We start from the raw sequence: 16,874 nt of genomic DNA, 5'->3' as shown, positions 1-16,874 counted from the left end.
AGCTTTTTGTTTAAATTAATTTACAACTCTTTCAATAGACTCTCGAGCTTCATCCCCCTACTCCCTTTTAGTAAAATTAAGGAATCGCTAATCGGCTGCGTTTGTAAAAATGAAGCGGCTTCAGCAGGGCTTTCAAAGAAAAGACCATTTAAATCATTTTTCAGCGCATAAAAGTAATTTCCAATAAAAATCACTTGGTTTAAATTACTTTCGTTGGCTTGTTTGGCAATGCGCAGATGTTGTTCAGCTGATTCAGGGCCTAATTCAAACATATCGCCCAATATGGCTATTTTTTTTGCTGCGGTTAAAACCGATATATTTTGCAATGCAGCACTCATGCTACTTGGGTTTGCGTTGTAAAAATCACAAATAATTGTATTTCTGTCGGTTTTTGTTAATTGAGAACGGTTGTTTTTCGGTTGGTAATTTGCCAATCCTTGGTTAATTTCTTCCGGATCCATGTCAAAGAAATCGCCAATGCAAATGGCGGCTAAAATATTTTCGAAATTGTAACTTCCGGTTAGGTTTGTTTGAACACTGCTAGTTATTTCGTGGTTGGTCCACTCAACTTCAATAAAGGGATCGCTACTTTTTAGGATCCCTTTAATGGTGTTTCCATTTTCTGCTCCGTAGTAAATGAGTTTGGTTAACTGTGCCTTGTTGCTCATTTCTTGCAAAAAAGGATTGTCGCGGTTAATAAATGTATAGCCGTTTGTTTCTTTTAGATAGGTGTAGAGTTCTGCTTTCCCCTTTTTCACGCCTTCAAATCCTCCAAAACCATCTAAATGAGCCATCCCAACATTGGTTATAATGCCGTGGGTAGGTTGTGCAATGCTACACAATAATTCAATTTCTTTTTGATGATTGGCTCCCATTTCAATAATGGCTATTTGTACGTTTTCGCGGATGGATAAAATAGATAGCGGAACGCCAATATGATTATTTAGGTTGCCAAAAGTGGCAAAAGTTGTGTAGCGCTCGGCTAACACGGCGTTTAGCAATTCTTTGCTGGTGGTTTTGCCATTGCTACCAGTTAATCCAATTACGGGAATGCTAAGTTGTTGGCGATGATACCGCGCCAAGTCTTGTAATGTGCGTAATACATCTTCAACGCATAAGAATCGAGCATCAAGCGCATATTTTTCTTCGTCTATAACGGCGTAAGCGGCCCCGTTTTCCAAGGCTTGAGCAGCAAAGGCATTGGCATTAAAATTATCGCCTTTTAAGGCAAAAAAGATGCAGCCGGGGGTAATGTTTCGGGTGTCGGTACAAATTATTTTACTGGTAGAAAAATGTTCGTAAAGTTGCTCGGTGCTGATCATAGCTGAAAATTGTATTTCCGGTAAAATTAAGCTTTAACAAGCACAAACAAAATTTGTACATTAGATTAAATTACGCTATATGAAGAAAACACTTGTCTTTTTTTTCTGGTGCTTATTTGCTGTTAGCACATTACATGCGCAACTGTTATCGCCAAAGGATTTTTTGGGATACGATTTAGGGTCGAATTTTACCCCACACCATAAAGTTGTTGCGTATTTTGAACAGGTTGCGCGCAATGCAACGCAAAATTGCCGATTAATAGAATATGGAAAGACAAATGAAGGACGTCCGTTGTTTATTGCGGTGGTTTCATCTCCCGAAAATATCAATCGATTAGAAGAGATTCGAAAAAATAATTTGTTGCTCGTTCAAGCGCAAGCTAGCGCGATCAATTTAGGTAAACAACCTGCCATTTGTTGGTTAAGTTATAATATTCATGGTAACGAAGCGAATTCGACTGAGACCGCCATGAAAATGATTTTTACACTTGTATCAAACCAAAATAAGCAGGAAAATGAGTGGCTAAAGAATACCGTGGTGGTTATAGATCCCTGTTTAAATCCAGACGGAAGGGACCGATATGTAAACTATTTTAATGGGGTGGTTGGAAAATTTCCCAATGCTGATCCTCTATCCAGGGAGCATAACGAACCTTGGCCTGGGGGCCGCTCCAATCATTATTATTTTGATTTGAACCGCGATTGGGCCTGGCAAACGCAAATAGAGAGTAAGCAAAGATTGGCGCTGTACAATGAATGGATGCCGCAAATCCATGTCGATTTTCATGAGCAAGGCTTTAACGAGCCCTATTATTTTGCCCCTGCTGCTGAACCTGTTCATCAAGATATAACGGCCTTTCAGCGGAATTTTCAGGTAATTGTAGGGAAAAATAATGCCAAATATTTTGATGCACAAGGTTGGCAATATTTCACAAAAGAGAAATTCGATTTATTATATCCTTCCTATGGCGATACCTATCCGCTTTACAATGGTTCTATCGGGATGACCTACGAACAAGGTGGAATCCGTGCAGGCTTGAAAGTGGTAACCGCAGATGGGGATACCTTGACTTTAAAAGATCGCATTGCTCACCATTTTACAACAGGAATGAGCACCATTGAAGTGGTGTCGTTAAACAGAGCAAAGCTTTTAGACGAGTTTAAAAAATATTTTGAACAAAGCTTAAGCACACCCCCTGGAAACTATAAAACGTTTGTGATTAAAGCAAGTAATTTATCCCGCTTAAAAAAGCTAGCATCCCTGTTGCGCTTAAATAAAATTGAGTATACTTTTGGTGGCGGTCAACCAGAAAAAGGATACGATTATGAGACTAAAAAAGAGGTAACATTCCGTGTAGACCGAAATGATATGATTGTAAATATACAACAGTCGCGCGCCGTTTTGGCCAATGTTCTTTTGGAACCGCAAACATTGGTAACAGATTCCAATACCTATGATATTACCGCTTGGGCTTTACCCTACGCGTATGGCCTAAAGGGATTTGCCAGTAAGGAAAGCTTTAAAGGCAAGTATTCGTCCATAGAGGAAATAAATCAGGCTTCAACACCCGCAACAAAACCACTTGCCTGGTTGTTTGACTGGGGAACAAGCGAGGATATTCAGTTGCTTATCGCCCTACAAAAAGAAGGAATTAAAGTGCGTCAAGCCAGTCACTCTTTTACCATAAACGGAAAAGCATATGCTGCGGGAACACTCCTTGTCATGCGTGTCGAGAATGAAAAAAGAAACCCCCGATTGAAGGAAAACTTAGAAGCAGTAGCCGGAAGATTGAATCAATCGTATCAAACAATAGAAAGCGGATTTGTAGAAAAAGGTAAAGATTTTGGTTCCGATGCCTATCCATTATTAAAAGAGCCAAAAATAGCGCTTGTTTCAGGTAATGACGTTTCGTCGCTCGCTTTTGGTGAAGTTTGGTTTTATTTGGAGCACGATTTGGGCTTGTCTCCTACTATTGTTGGTGCAAAAAACATCAATGATTTGGATATAAACGATATAAATACCCTTATTCTACCCGACGGATCCTATGCAGGCTTTATGGGGGACGGACTAACAACTTGGTTAAATAGAGGTGGTAAATTAATTTTGTTGGAAGATGCGATTGAGAGTGTGCTCGACAAAAAAGGATTCGATATCAAAAAGAAAGAATTGATTGCCAAGAAGCTGGATAAAGCCACAGAAAATAAGCAACAATTTAAGGATAGAGATAAAGATGATTTTGAAACCAGTATACCCGGCGCAATTTTTAAAATACAGTTAGATAATAGTCATCCTTTTTCATACGGCTTAGGTAAAATATACTATAGCCTAAAAACCGATCGTAAAATTTATGAGCCTTTGCCAAACGGCTGGAATGTAGGGTTATTAAACGAGCATAGTTTTATGGCGGGCGTGGTTGGTAAAAAAGCTAAGGAAGAATTAAAATCGGGGTTATTAATAGGTGTGCAAGATTTTGGACAAGGAAATGTCGTGTATTTAGCAAACAATCCGTTGTTTCGTAATTTTTGGGAAGGCGGTAAAACCCTTTTCGGGAATGTACTTTTTTGTAAATACTAAAAGCATAATTATCAAATCAGCAGTAGATGTAAATTTTATGAGGGCTTTGGACCTATTGTGTTCCAAAGGAATAACTCGATTGCTGCTATATAAATGAATTAAAGTAGGGATAGATTTGGAATTTGAAAAAATCCTGTATATTTGATTCAATCATTCCTAAGTTATAGTTGTATAAACTATACTAATGTGAGAAAATTACATTCGCACATTTCATTCACATCCCCTGCGTAGAAACGCAATTTTTCAATTATTAACTATTTATTACAATTATGAAAAAACTTCTACAAAGTTTGTTCGTACTGGTATTCATTGCTTTTTCTGCAGCGGCCCAAGTAAGGACAATTAAGGGGACAGTTACCTCCTCGGATGACAAAATGCCTATTCCGGGGGTAAGTGTACGCGTAAAGGGAACCCAAGCGGTCACAGTTACGAATGCGGATGGACAATATTCGGTAAAGGTGCCATCCGGAGCAACCACGCTCGAATTTAGCTGCATCGGTTTTGTGATGCAAAGCAAGAGTATTGGGGCTTCCGAAACTATTAATGTTGTTTTGGCGCCAGATTCTAAAACGCTTCAGGATGTTGTTGTAACAGCATTGGGGATTGAGCGCCAAAAGAAAGATTTGGGTTATGCCGCAACTACTGTAAGCTCAAAAGAATTAACCCAAGCTAAATCTGTAAATGCCGTTAACGGTTTACAAGGTAAGGTGTCGGGTTTAAACGTAACCACTACAAATAGCGGTGTTTTTGAAAACGTCAAGATTAATCTTCGTGGAATTCGCTCTTTAACTGGAAACAACAATCCTTTGTTATTGTTGGATGGCGTTCAGGCAGATATTAACTATTTGTCATCCATTAATCCAAACGACATTGAATCGGTAAGTGTGTTAAAGGGAAGCTCAAGTGCGGCCATTTACGGGCCAGACGCTAGAAACGGTGTAATCGTAGTAACTACTAAAAAAGGGTCAAAAGGTGATAAACCCGTTATTACTTTAAGCAACTCTACTCAATTTACCAATGTATCTTTTTTCCCAGAATTTCAAACGCAATTTGGCTCTGGTGGTAGTGGCGTATATACTCCGTACGAAAATTGGTCATGGGGACCAGCTTTTGATGGCTCAACAGTGCCTTTAGGTTATGAACTTCCTGACGGGACAACCCAAACAACGGAGTATAGTCCGCGCAATGACCGTAAAGAATTTTTTAATACCGGTGTAACCGTTCAAAATGATGTAACATTCGCCGCAAAAGACTTTTATTTAAGCTTTCAGGATGCCAATATTAAGGGAATTGTTCCGGATGATAAAAATCGAAGAACCGGAATTAGGGGGAATTTCTCTAAAGAGTATGGAAAATTCAGGGCATCGTTAAATAGTTATTATGCACAACAAAACTATAGCGTTTTTGATGATGCTGCAATGGGACAGTACAATAGTGATAATAATGTAGGCTTGAACGGGGGGTTAATGAACCTAATTTTTAATACACCCGCACAAGTTCCATTAACCTCTTATAAAGATTTTGAAGGAGATAAATTCGCGCAATACAATAACTACTTTAATGATTATGGATTAAACCCATATTTTGCAATTGATAATTGGCGAAAAGAAGGTAGACGCGAAGATTTGATGACTAGTTTGGAATTGAGTTTTAAAGCAACGGATTGGTTAGACTTTACTTATCGCGCTGCTTTAACAGCTCAGTTTGTGAACGAAAGTAGAAAGTCTAAAGGAGAAATACCAAATGACTATGGTCGTAATCGTTCATTTAAACAGATTCCAGCTTCAGTACAAGAAAGGAGTTTCAGAAACAGCCGCCTTTCATCAGAGTTTTTTGCTAGAGTTAATAAAAAATTAAACGATGATTTAAAATTAACAGGGGTCTTAGGTACTTACTTAAGACAAGATGAAGCACGCGATACACGTGTTGGTGCATCAAGTTTAGTTGTGCCGGGTTTGTTTAATATTAATCAGCGTGTTGGAAATTTGACAGGTTCATCTCCATATAGGAAATCTCGTTTATTAGGCTTTTATGGAAGCGTTGGATTGAACTACAAAGGCTGGGCAAATTTAGAAGTAACGGGTAGAAACGATGAAACTTCGGTTTTATCCTTAGCAAATAACTCGTATTTCTATCCGGGAGTTAACGGTTCCGTTGTTTTGACAGATGCCATTGAGGCTTTAAAAAACAACAACGTACTTTCTTATTTGAAGGTAAGAGGGGCATGGAATATTTCTGCAAATGCCGATATTGATCCATATTCGTTAGCAGCAACTTTTACCCAATATGGAGGATATCCTTATGGTTCACTACCAGGATATTCGGCTAATTTGATTACCTACAATCCAAATTTGAAACCAGAGTTTATCAAAAGTTTTGAGGCTGGATTAGAAGCAGGGTTTTTAAAAGGGCGTATTAATTTCGAAGCTACCTATTTTCATCAAAACAATACCGACCAGATTATTCCAATTTCGGTATCTCAAACAACAGGTTATTCGAGTGCTTACGTAAATGCAGCAGGATTTATAAATAAAGGAGTTGAGTTGGATTTAAAATTAACTCCTTTAGTGAATATTGGTCAAGTAAGAGTAAATCTGAAAGCTAATGCAACCTACAATACCAATAAAGTAAATGATGTATATCAAAATTTAAATGAGGTTTTAATAGGAGGCAATACAAATGCATCAAATTATGTGGTTAAGGGCCAGCCTGCATTTGTAATAAAAGCAACCGATTACCTTCGTGATCCTGAAGGCCGCGTTATTGTGGATGGGACAACCGGAGTGCCAAAAGCAAATCCAAATACAAAAATTTTCGGTCAAACAATGCCTAAATGGATTGTTGGTTTATCGCCATCAATTTCGTGGAAATCGTTAAATATATCGGCATTGTTTGAATATAAAACAGGGCATTATGCTTATCACAACATCGGGTCAGACATGGCTTGGACAGGCGTTGGTTTGGCAACGGCAGCAAATAACCGTCAACCATTTGTTTTTCCGAATTCTTCAATAGAAAATCCAGATGGAACATTCTCACCAAATACCAATGTTACTTTGAACGATGTAAATGCTTTTTATACAGGTGTATATAGGAGTGTGGGTACAAACTTTTTAACTAGCGCAGCTTCATGGAGGTTTAGAGAGTTATCTATTTCATACGATTTACCTTTAAAGATTTTTGGAAATCAAAATGTGATAAAGGGAATGTCTGTAGCGCTTACGGGAAGAAACTTAGCCTTGTGGTTGCCAAAAAGCAATATCTATTCCGATCCTGATTTTACCTATGCCGACACTAACACTTCATTTGGTTTAGGGAACTCGAGTGCGGCAAGTAGTAACAGAAATGGTATTGGCGATTCTACCATAAATCCACCAACGCGCACATTTGGAGGAAATATAACCATTACATTTTAAGTAACAGGAATTAAACTACATAGGAAAGTTCTTTAAAAAATTACTGGAGTTTCCGTGAAGTAAAAAATAGTAAAAAATGAAAAAGATTACATGCTTAGCCAGTCTAATATTAGTATTTATAATTGGCTGTAAAAAAAGTTATTTTGATATTAATCAAAATCCAAATAGTCCTACAACAGAGCAAATAACTCCTCAGTTGTTGTTGCCGGCAATATTAACCCGTTCTGCCGAAAAAACATCTACATCGTATAATTACTGTGCGTTGTGGATGGGTTACTGGGCAAGGTCGGGTACTTATGGTCAGTCTGTAGAGCAAGAATCGTATAACATAACCAATGGTTTTGAATCAAGTCAATGGACAGGATCTACAAATTTAACAGCCTCTTCGTATAAAATGGGCTGGTACAATATCTTAACGGATACAGACATTATGGAAAAAAAGGCCGCGCTTGCTGGTCAAGGATTTTATGAAGGAATAGCAAAAGTAATTAAATCAATAGGTTTTATGTATTTGGTTGACCAGTACAATAATGTTCCATATTCTAAAGCATTTGATTTTGAAAATACTATTCAGCCTAGCTATGATAAAGGGGAAGATGTGTACGCAGATTTATTAGTTCAATTAGAGAAGGCAATTCAATTATTTGATCAAGCACAGGTTACTTCAGAAATGACTAGTGCCGATGTGCTATTTCATGGCGATGTAACAATGTGGAAAAAGCTTGTTAATACTCAACGCCTAAGGTTACTCATTCATCAATCTCAGTTTTTAAGCCAAACAGCAGTTATGTCCGAAATAGCAAAAATTACCGCAAACGGAACAGGGTTTTTAGGTGCTGGAGAAACAGCAGCACTGAACCCAGGCTATGTAGTGGCAAAAAATCAGCAAAACCCATTTTGGAGTAACTATAAGTTAAATGAGATAGGAGAAATTGCCGATGATTATAACCGTGCAAATAATTATATTTTAGATAAATTTAGAAACAACGACGATGTGCGTTATCAGTATGTTTTTAGTAAAGCCATTACGCCACTTGGTGGAAATGAGTACTATGGATATAATTATGGTGAAGTAATACCCAATAGTGCACCAAAAGCCATAAATTCTTCTGATGTTGCTGGACCTGGTTTGGCAATAAGTGCTACACAAGACCAGTGGGTATTTTCTTCTGTTGAAAGTTTGTTTCTTCAAGCAGAAGCCATTCAAAGAGGATGGTTGCCTGGTAGTGCTGAATCGGCTTACCGTACAGCGGTGCAAGAATCGTTCGTTTGGTTAAAAGTAAGCGATGCGGTTACAACAGCTAACACTTATTTGGATCAAAACCCCAATCCAATTGTAACCTGGTCATTAGCAGCTTCTGATGAGGATAAATTGAAATTGATAGATATGCAAAAGTATTTAGCCTTAATTGGTATAAATAATTTTGAAGCGTATGTGGATTATCGACGTTTAGGTGTTCCCGAAGATTTACCACTTTCTTTAAATCCGAGTCGTGGGAGCAATAAAGTGCCTGTTAGATTATTGTATCCACAATCAGAGTATAATACAAATGCAGCAAATGTAGCAGCTCAAGGGGCAATAAATGCACAAACATCAAAGGTTTTTTGGGATATTAATTAAGCTAAATAGAATGAAAAAATATATAAAAATTGGATGTTTACTTCTTATTGGAAGTACATGTCTGACATCTTGCTTAAAGGATGATATGGTAACCGATCAAGTATATGGAATGGAAGGAGTTGATGCCTTTAAGATTGTTGAATTGCGGGACCCATCAAATTCATTATCGTTGTTAATTGAAAATAAAACAACTACGGTTGATTTTGTTGAGGTTATGTTAAGCGCGAAAGATCCGGCAGAAGAAGATTTGGTGGTGTCTTTGAGTACGGATGGATCAGCTGATGCAATTGCTGATTACAATGCAGCAAATAATGCGCATGTTGTTGTTTTTCCATCTAGTAAATTTCAGTTGCCAAATGGTTTAAATGTTTTTATTCCGAAAGGATCACGGAGTGGTTTTTTAAAGTTAACGTTAAATCAGCAAGATTTGGATCCAAGCGCACCTTATGGCTTAGCATTTAAAATTGTTGGCGTAAATAAGGCTGGCTATCAAATCAGCGGAAATTACAACAATGCCTTTACTAAAATAAATGCTAAAAATAATTATGAAGGAATGTATAAGGCAACTGGTACGTTTTTTCACCCAACAGCTGGGGCTCGCGCCATCAATAGAGATAAGGCTGTAACAACAGTAAGCGTTAGTACGAGTCGAGTAGAAATTGGCGATTTGGGGGGAAGTAACTACTATATGTATGTTCAAGTAAATGCCGATAATACGGTAACGATTTTACCTGATCCAACTGCTGCAACGCAAGATGTTTTTGCAACTGGTGCAAATACATATGATCCCGCTACTAAAACATTTAACCTTAATTATGCCTATAATTCAGCCGCTCCTCGTAGAGTGGAAGAAGTTTTAAAAATGAATTAATACTATTAAGATTTTCTTGAGCTTGTAAGGTCTCCAATTTGGAGACCTTTTTTGTGAGTATATTGTTAGGAGCGGGTTTTTGCTAAAATTGTCATTTTGACAATTAAATAGCGAAAAGTGAGCTGTTTTTCGAGTGCTTAGTATGATTAATTATGTTTTTTAGTGTTTTTTTGTTTGTGGTTTTGTGTTGTTTTTGGTTGAATTAGGTTTTTTCTGCTTGTTTGGTTGTTTTTTAAGTAGGTTAAAGCGTATTTTGTGTGATTTTTATTGATTTTTTATAGGTTTGAATATTTTTTTTGTGATAAAATTTGAGAATTATGTTTCATAAACATATATTAGCATTAATTAATCAACCCTAAACTAAATTTTTCATGAAAAAACTTCTACAAAGTTTGTTCGTGATCTTGTGTATAGCTACGGCTTCATACGCGCAAGACCGAACAATTACTGGTACAGTCGTGGCTAAAGAGGACAATTTACCTCTTCCGGGGACCAGTGTCAAAATCAAAGGAACAAAATTGGGTACAGTAACAGGAGCAAATGGAAAATATTCCATTAAGGCTGCAAGTGGCGCTGTACTGGTTTTTAGCTCGGTAGGCTACAAAGCAATTGAACAAAGTGTCGGTAGTTCAGATGTCGTAAACGCAACACTTGAGAGCGATGCCAATCAATTAACAGAGGTTGTTGTTGCTGGTGCTTACGGAACAAAAACAACTGCTCGTTCATCCACAACCAATGCGCAGAGTGTAACAGGAGAGAATTTAAATACGGTTCGTGGAACAAATGTGAATAACGCCTTAGCAGGTAAGGTTGCAGGTATTCAGGTAAGAAGTCAATCGGCGGCAGCACTTGGTCGAAATACACAAGTAAGGCTGCGCGGCGCAGGTGGATTTGGAACAGGTGAAGGTGCGCTTTATGTGGTAGACGGAACTATTTTGCCGAATGCGGATGATTTAAACCTTGATGATATCGAAAGTGTTTCTGTATTGCAAGGTCCAGCAGCTGCGGCTATTTTGGGTGCACAAGCCGCTGACGGAGCGATTTTAATTACCACCAAAAAAGGAACAAAAGCTTCTGGAGTTGGTGTTACCCTTAATTTAGGTGCTACGTTCGAAAATGCTTACGTACTACCAAATTATCAAAACACTTACGCAGGAGGTAACTCTGCTGATTTAATTCAGTACAATTGGAAATTGGGCGATCCTGAAGAATGGAAAGCATTAGATGGTAAATATTATCACAATTATAGTGATGACTCGAGTTGGGGTCCTAAAATGGTAGGTCAAGAATATATTCCTTGGTATGCCTGGTATCCAGGAACAGAGTATTCGTATAAAACGGCGTCTTTAACTCCTCAGCCAAATAATGCTAAAGATTATTACGAAACGGGTGTTACTTTAAACAATTCGATTACGCTTAGCAATGCAACAGACAAATATAATTTCAGAGTAACCTATGGTAATCAGTACACCAATGGTTTAGTTGCTAATACGAGTTTAAAAAAGAATCTGCTTAATTTTGTATTCAACTACGATTTAAGCAAGCACTTAACCTTTGGTGCAAATATCAACTACGTTAAAACACAATTAAAAGGAGATATTGACGACGCTTATTCAAGTCAAAGTAGCGGTTCTTTCAACCAATGGTTCCACAGAGATTTGGACATGGGCATTATGAAGGAATTAAGAGGATTAACTGTACCAGGTTTAAATGGAACCGATATTTATGCTAGCTGGAATCACAACGATCCAACAGCTTACGATGCAGCCAATCCAAAGAACTTTTATGCAGGTAACTACTGGTACAACTTCTATACGTATTACGATTTATTAGATAAAATAAATCAACGCGACAGGTTATATGGAGATTTACATTTAACGTATAAAGTAAATAACGATCTAAAATTTACAGGTACGTATCGTAAACAACAAAACACAACTTTTACAGAAGATAAATATAGTTCAAGATTGAACGATAGTGGTACACAAACTACAGGTAATGACCCACAAGCACGCGGGTATTACGGTACTTCAACAACCTACTCGAACCGTGAGAACTTTGAATTATTAGGAACATACACTAAAAAAATTAAAGATTTTAGCGTGGACGCTTTAGTTGGTTCGGATTTCTTTAGAGCTGACTACAAGCAGAATGGTGCCAATACGGATAATGGCTTGGTAATTCCTGATTTGTTTACAGTAGGAAACTCAGTAAACCAAACAGTGGTTTCTAATGACCGTTATATCGAGAAATACAATGCAATTTTTGCTAAAGCAAGCGTTGGCTACAAAGATATGTTGTTCTTAGAAGGATCAATTCGTAATGATTGGTTCTCTACATTGCCAGCAGATAACAACGCCGTTTTATCAAAATCAGTTGGTGCTTCATTCGTGTTTAGAGATTTATTGCCAAAAGATGGACTTTCTTGGTTCTCTACCGGTAAAATTAGAGCGTCGTACGGAGAGATTCCACAAGCATTATCTACCACACCAGGAAGATTTGGTGCCTATGTTTACCCAGGTTTTGCTTACGGTGTGAACCCAGTGAAATGGAATGGTAATTTGTTAATGTCAACACCAGATCAATTGGTAGATCCTAATCTTGAAGGGGCAACTTCTTCAAACTACGAGTTAGGTATTGATTTAGAGTTCTTTAGGAAGAGATTAGGTGTTCACGCAACCTATTGGGATGGAACACAAAGAGATTATCCAAGAGCTGTTAGTATCAATCCGGCATCTGGTTTCTCGTCAATTTATACAAACGTAGGGGAAATTAAAAGAAGAGGTTTAGAGTTTCAATTAGACGCAAGACCGATTGTTTCGCCTAATTTTTCATGGAATATTTCTGCTACTTATGCGTACTTAATTGAAAACAAAGTAGTTGAGATTAGTAAAAAATATGGCATCACACGAATTAGTGTTGAAGGTGTTTGGGGCACTACCATGCCGTATATGATTCATGAGGAAGGTAAGGAGTGGGGTCAGATATATGGAAATGGTATGAAACGAAATGCAGACGGAGTTCCGTTGTTAGACGCGAGTGGTCATTATGTAAACGATCCAAATGTTTTCTTTGGAAGTGTGCTTCCAAAACATACAGGGGGTATTCAAAATTACTTCAATGTATTTAAAGACTTTGATATCAGTGCGAACATCGATTATCAATTCGGAGGTAAATTCGTTTCTTTATCAAATATGTGGGGTTCATATAGCGGTTTAACAGCGCGTACAGCAGCATTGAACGACAAAGGAAATCCTGTTCGTGATAATCCTGCAGATGGCGGTGGGGTTCGTGTTGATGGAGTTGATGCTACCACTGGTCAACCAAAAACATATTATTTAAGTGCCATTGACTACTATCAAGGAATATACAACTCAAGAGCATTTGACGATTATATTTACGATTTGACCTTTGTTAAATTACGTGAGGTTTCAATTGGTTATCGCATCCCTGTAAAAAAATTAGGATTAGGCAACGCAATTAAGAGCGCAAATTTCTCGGTTATTGGTCGTAATCTTTGGTTGATGTACGCTAAAACCAAGGATTTTGATCCATCTGAAGTTTCTGCAACAAGTGGTGAAACTGCTCAGCTTCCGGGTACAAGAGGGATTGGATTTAACTTGAAAGTAGTATTCTAGTTTAGTTAAAACAGATAAAGAATTTAAAATGAAAAATAAAATTATATATACATCTTTAGTCGGCTTGTTATTTGCCAGTACGCTAGGGTGTAAGAAATTAGAAGACTTTGGCAATACGAACGTTAATCCTGCAGCAACCACCGAAGCGCGCGTGGATGCTTTATTAACCAATGCCGAAGCAAGTTTGAGTGGCTATGCATTTAATGTCACATCGGGATATTACTGTCAATTTTTCTCGCAAAGTCAGTATCCTGATGTAATGTTGTATTCATTAAACCAAGCGGCGTTCACTGGAAACTACAGTGGAGTTTTATACGATTTGCAAAATATTCAAATTGAAAATAAGAGTAATAACCAAAATCAGGTAGCAAAAATTTTGCAACAATATGTTTTTTGGCAAGTTACCGATCAATGGGGCGATGTTCCTTACAGTCAAGCCTTAAAAGGAATCGAAGTGAATGCACCAGCATATGATACGCAGGAGGCTATTTATAAAGGTATGATAAGCACGCTAGCCTCTGCAGTAGCTTCTTTCGATGGTTCTGCCATCACTGGTGATGTAATTTTTAATGGGGATGTTGCTTCATGGAAAAGAGTGGCTAACTCATTGCGGTTAATGATGAGTATTCAGTTATCTAAAAAATATCCTGGAGCAACTGATTATGCGGCTACACAGTTTAAAGCAGCATTGGCTGACGCAGGAGGGATTATTACCACGAATGCTCAAAATCTTCAAGTAAATCCGGCAGCGCCAAACTTTAAGAATACCATTTTTAACGGATACAATGGCCGTAAAGATTATGGAGAGAGCCAAACAATGACCGACTTAACCGCAAGTTTAGGTGATGGTCGTCAAGCAGTTTTTGGTGGAGCGAGTGAACAAGCAGGCAACGTAGCAACATCAAGCTTGGGAATTCCGTACGGTAAAGACAAATCAACAACGGAGGGTTTTACCAATAACAACCCAACATGGGCCCGTATTTTACGTGGCGATAAGCGTTTAGAAGGAAGTCCAATGTATATATTAACGGCTGCGCAAGTTACCCTAGCAAGAGCAGAAGCTGCGAATTTAGGCTGGACAACTGAAAATTTAGCAACCATTTATAGCCAAGGAATTTCCCTTTCTTACGAACAATGGGGTGTTGGCGCACCAAGTGCCAGTTATTTAGCCAGTAGCTCAGTTGCCTTAGGTGCAGTAGGTACCAGTAGCAATGTGCGTAATATTTCGGTTCAACGTTATTTGGCGGCTTATCCAGATGGACAACAAGGATGGAATATTTGGAGAAAAACAGGTTTCCCTACGTTAACACCAGCATCTGCTGCCACAAACTCATCTAAGCAAATCCCTAGAAGAGTTGCGTATTCGCCAACAGAACAAACAACCAATAAAGTTAATAATGATGCGGCAATTGCACGATTAACAGGTGGAAATACACAAGATGCAAGAATCTGGTGGGATCAATAATTGAACTATAAAACTGATAAAAATGAAAAATCATTTATTAAAATACGCTGGAATTGCTTTATTGTTTGCAATAACAGCAATATCTTGTAGAAAGGATGCATTCGAAGGAACTGAAACCGGAGAATCTGGTACAACTCATTTTAAGTTTTTGGATGGATCTGAAAAAAAGTTATTCTTTTCGGTTTTTACTGATGTGAGAAAAACTCAACTGTTTAGCATTCGAAGAGATGTGGCAAACAATAATGACCTTGAACAAACAAATACAATTAAGTTGGAGCAAAATGCCGGAATCATCACCAAGTATAATGCAGCCCACGCAGAAACGTATGAAGAGCTTCCAAGTTCCTTTTATACATTAGCTGCTGATGCCGGATATACTAAGACTGCTACTGGATATAATGTTGCATTCGGGCCAGGCATTTTTTCGCAAAATTTTGGACTGAATGTGGACGGAAGTAAGTGGATTGATTTGACAAAAAAATATGCAATTGCTTTCCGCGTTACCGATTGGGGAGGGATCGCCAAAACGGCTGCAACAAGTGACTCTATAATTGTTTTCCTAAGTATTAAAAATGTCTATGACGGTATTTATACTTGTGATGCAGGCGCAGTTCAACGCTACTCTTCTCCGGGCGTTCCAACAACGGGTGACGCACTTAATGGCTCGATGGCAGGAAATCCAGACGTAACCCTAAGTACCGTTGGGCCCAACACTGTGCTTATTACCAACTTAAAGTGGGCAGGAGGTACTTCTGGTATTGCAGGTATTGACAATCTTCAGGCTACAGTGGATCCTGTGACAAATTTAGTAACAATGAAAGCTCTCGGAAATGCAACACTAAGGAATATTGCAGGTGCAGAAAATAAGTATGACCCAGCTACCAAAACTTTTACGTTAAATTTTGAGTGGAATCCTACAGCAAATGCTAGGACAGTTACTGGTCTAGTTCTTAAATATAAAGGACCAAGATAGTTTATAATTTTAAAAAGGCCTCAAGTTTTACTTGAGAGCCTTTTTATTGGGTTCAGATAGTTTATACATTCATATAAATTACATTATAATGAGAAGAATACTAGTTTTGTTTGTGTGTTTAGTAGGTTTTTTTAGTGCGGATGCGCAAATTTACCGCAATGTGGATATGGGTGGTGACCACTTAAGTATTCGCGCAAAGAAAACAGATGATAGCTTTGAAGGCTCTGCTTATTTATTTGACGATTGGAGAAAAGCAATAGTTCAATTCGGAGCAGGAACAGAACCAGCTGCTGCGGACATTAAATACGATTTATTAGAGGATGTATTGGTTTTAAAAGGGAAAGACGAGGAAGAGTATCAATTTTCAACCCCTCCTACGCAGTTTTTAATCACTTCTACAAAAGAACTGTTTAAGAATGGATTTGCCCCTATAGATAAATTCACTGAAAAGACTTTCTATAAAGTTATATACGATGGAAAAGTTAAATATTTAAAAAAGACATCAAAACAACTTATAGAGAGTAAAGGGTATAATTCGGCATCTGTAACTAAAAAGGTAGCTGAAGACACCAATTATTACTTAGTAACGGAAGATAACAAACCCAAAAAAGTAAAAAATACAGAAAAAGCCTTATTGGCTGTATTAGGAAAAGAAGATCAACTAACGAAGTTTATTGAAGCAAATAAACTAAATGTTAAGTCCACGGACGATTTAATTAAGCTTTTTACTTACTACGATACGTTGTAAATGAAATATGATAGCTAATTTTTTAATTTTATGAGACAAAGCCGTAATTAAAAATATTTTGATGTGAAATAGGTCTAAATGTCCTTTTTTTGGATTGAAATGTAGTTTTTTAGTTTGGGTGTGTATGATTTATGCTGCTGGTTTTAAAAAAAACAGTCATGAATAGTGTCATTTTTTGCGTAAAAATTTGAAATACAAGAATTGACGATTATATTAGCACCATTAAATATTCACCCTAAACTAAA

Annotated in this window: 9 protein-coding genes; 8 read left to right on the top strand and 1 reads right to left on the bottom strand. The window is 37.7% G+C overall.

Features of this window, described 5'->3' with window-relative positions:
• Positions 1 to 20: 20 nt before the first annotated feature.
• On the bottom strand, positions 21 to 1,322 hold the full coding sequence (locus tag ACJVDK_RS13265; RefSeq protein WP_443937147.1) for a UDP-N-acetylmuramoyl-tripeptide--D-alanyl-D-alanine ligase: 1,302 nt from the start codon (positions 1,320 to 1,322) through the stop codon (positions 21 to 23).
• Between the two features lie 79 nt (positions 1,323 to 1,401).
• Between ACJVDK_RS13265 and ACJVDK_RS13260 the strand changes: the two genes are divergently transcribed.
• The 8 genes from ACJVDK_RS13260 (at position 1,402) to ACJVDK_RS13225 (ending at position 16,629) form a co-directional block, all read left to right on the top strand.
• Positions 1,402 to 3,897, top strand: coding sequence for a M14 family metallopeptidase (locus tag ACJVDK_RS13260; RefSeq protein ID WP_443937146.1), 2,496 nt, complete (start codon positions 1,402 to 1,404; stop codon positions 3,895 to 3,897).
• Positions 3,898 to 4,166: 269 nt separating this feature from the next.
• Positions 4,167 to 7,313 (top strand): SusC/RagA family TonB-linked outer membrane protein, encoded by a 3,147-nt coding sequence (locus ACJVDK_RS13255; protein ID WP_443937145.1) that lies wholly within the window; start codon positions 4,167 to 4,169, stop codon positions 7,311 to 7,313.
• A gap of 76 nt (positions 7,314 to 7,389) precedes the next feature.
• The gene (locus tag ACJVDK_RS13250; protein WP_443937144.1) at positions 7,390 to 8,934 is read left to right on the top strand and encodes a SusD/RagB family nutrient-binding outer membrane lipoprotein; all 1,545 of its coding nucleotides are present in this window, start codon (positions 7,390 to 7,392) and stop codon (positions 8,932 to 8,934) included.
• Between the two features lie 10 nt (positions 8,935 to 8,944).
• Complete coding sequence (locus ACJVDK_RS13245) at positions 8,945 to 9,805, top strand: BT_3044 domain-containing protein (protein ID WP_443937143.1); 861 nt, start codon at positions 8,945 to 8,947, stop codon at positions 9,803 to 9,805.
• Positions 9,806 to 10,176: 371 nt separating this feature from the next.
• Positions 10,177 to 13,443 carry a SusC/RagA family TonB-linked outer membrane protein gene (locus tag ACJVDK_RS13240; RefSeq protein WP_443937142.1) on the top strand — a complete coding sequence of 1,089 codons (3,267 nt, stop codon included), beginning with the start codon at positions 10,177 to 10,179 and terminating at the stop codon, positions 13,441 to 13,443.
• Between the two features lie 28 nt (positions 13,444 to 13,471).
• Entirely contained in the window at positions 13,472 to 14,908 is a 1,437-nt protein-coding gene (locus tag ACJVDK_RS13235; RefSeq protein WP_443937141.1) for a SusD/RagB family nutrient-binding outer membrane lipoprotein, read from the top strand.
• A 22-nt stretch (positions 14,909 to 14,930) separates the two neighbouring features.
• Positions 14,931 to 15,881, top strand: coding sequence for a DUF1735 domain-containing protein (locus ACJVDK_RS13230; protein WP_443937140.1), 951 nt, complete (start codon positions 14,931 to 14,933; stop codon positions 15,879 to 15,881).
• A gap of 88 nt (positions 15,882 to 15,969) precedes the next feature.
• Positions 15,970 to 16,629: a hypothetical protein gene (locus ACJVDK_RS13225; RefSeq protein ID WP_443937139.1), complete on the top strand. Its 660-nt coding sequence runs from the start codon at positions 15,970 to 15,972 to the stop codon at positions 16,627 to 16,629.
• Positions 16,630 to 16,874 lie beyond the last annotated feature (245 nt).

Source organism: Pedobacter paludisoli (assembly GCF_052344095.1).
Taxonomy (GTDB): Bacteria; Bacteroidota; Bacteroidia; order Sphingobacteriales; family Sphingobacteriaceae; genus Pedobacter.
Note: the sequence above shows the minus strand (reverse complement) of the source record. Positions and strands in the feature narration are given on the sequence as shown.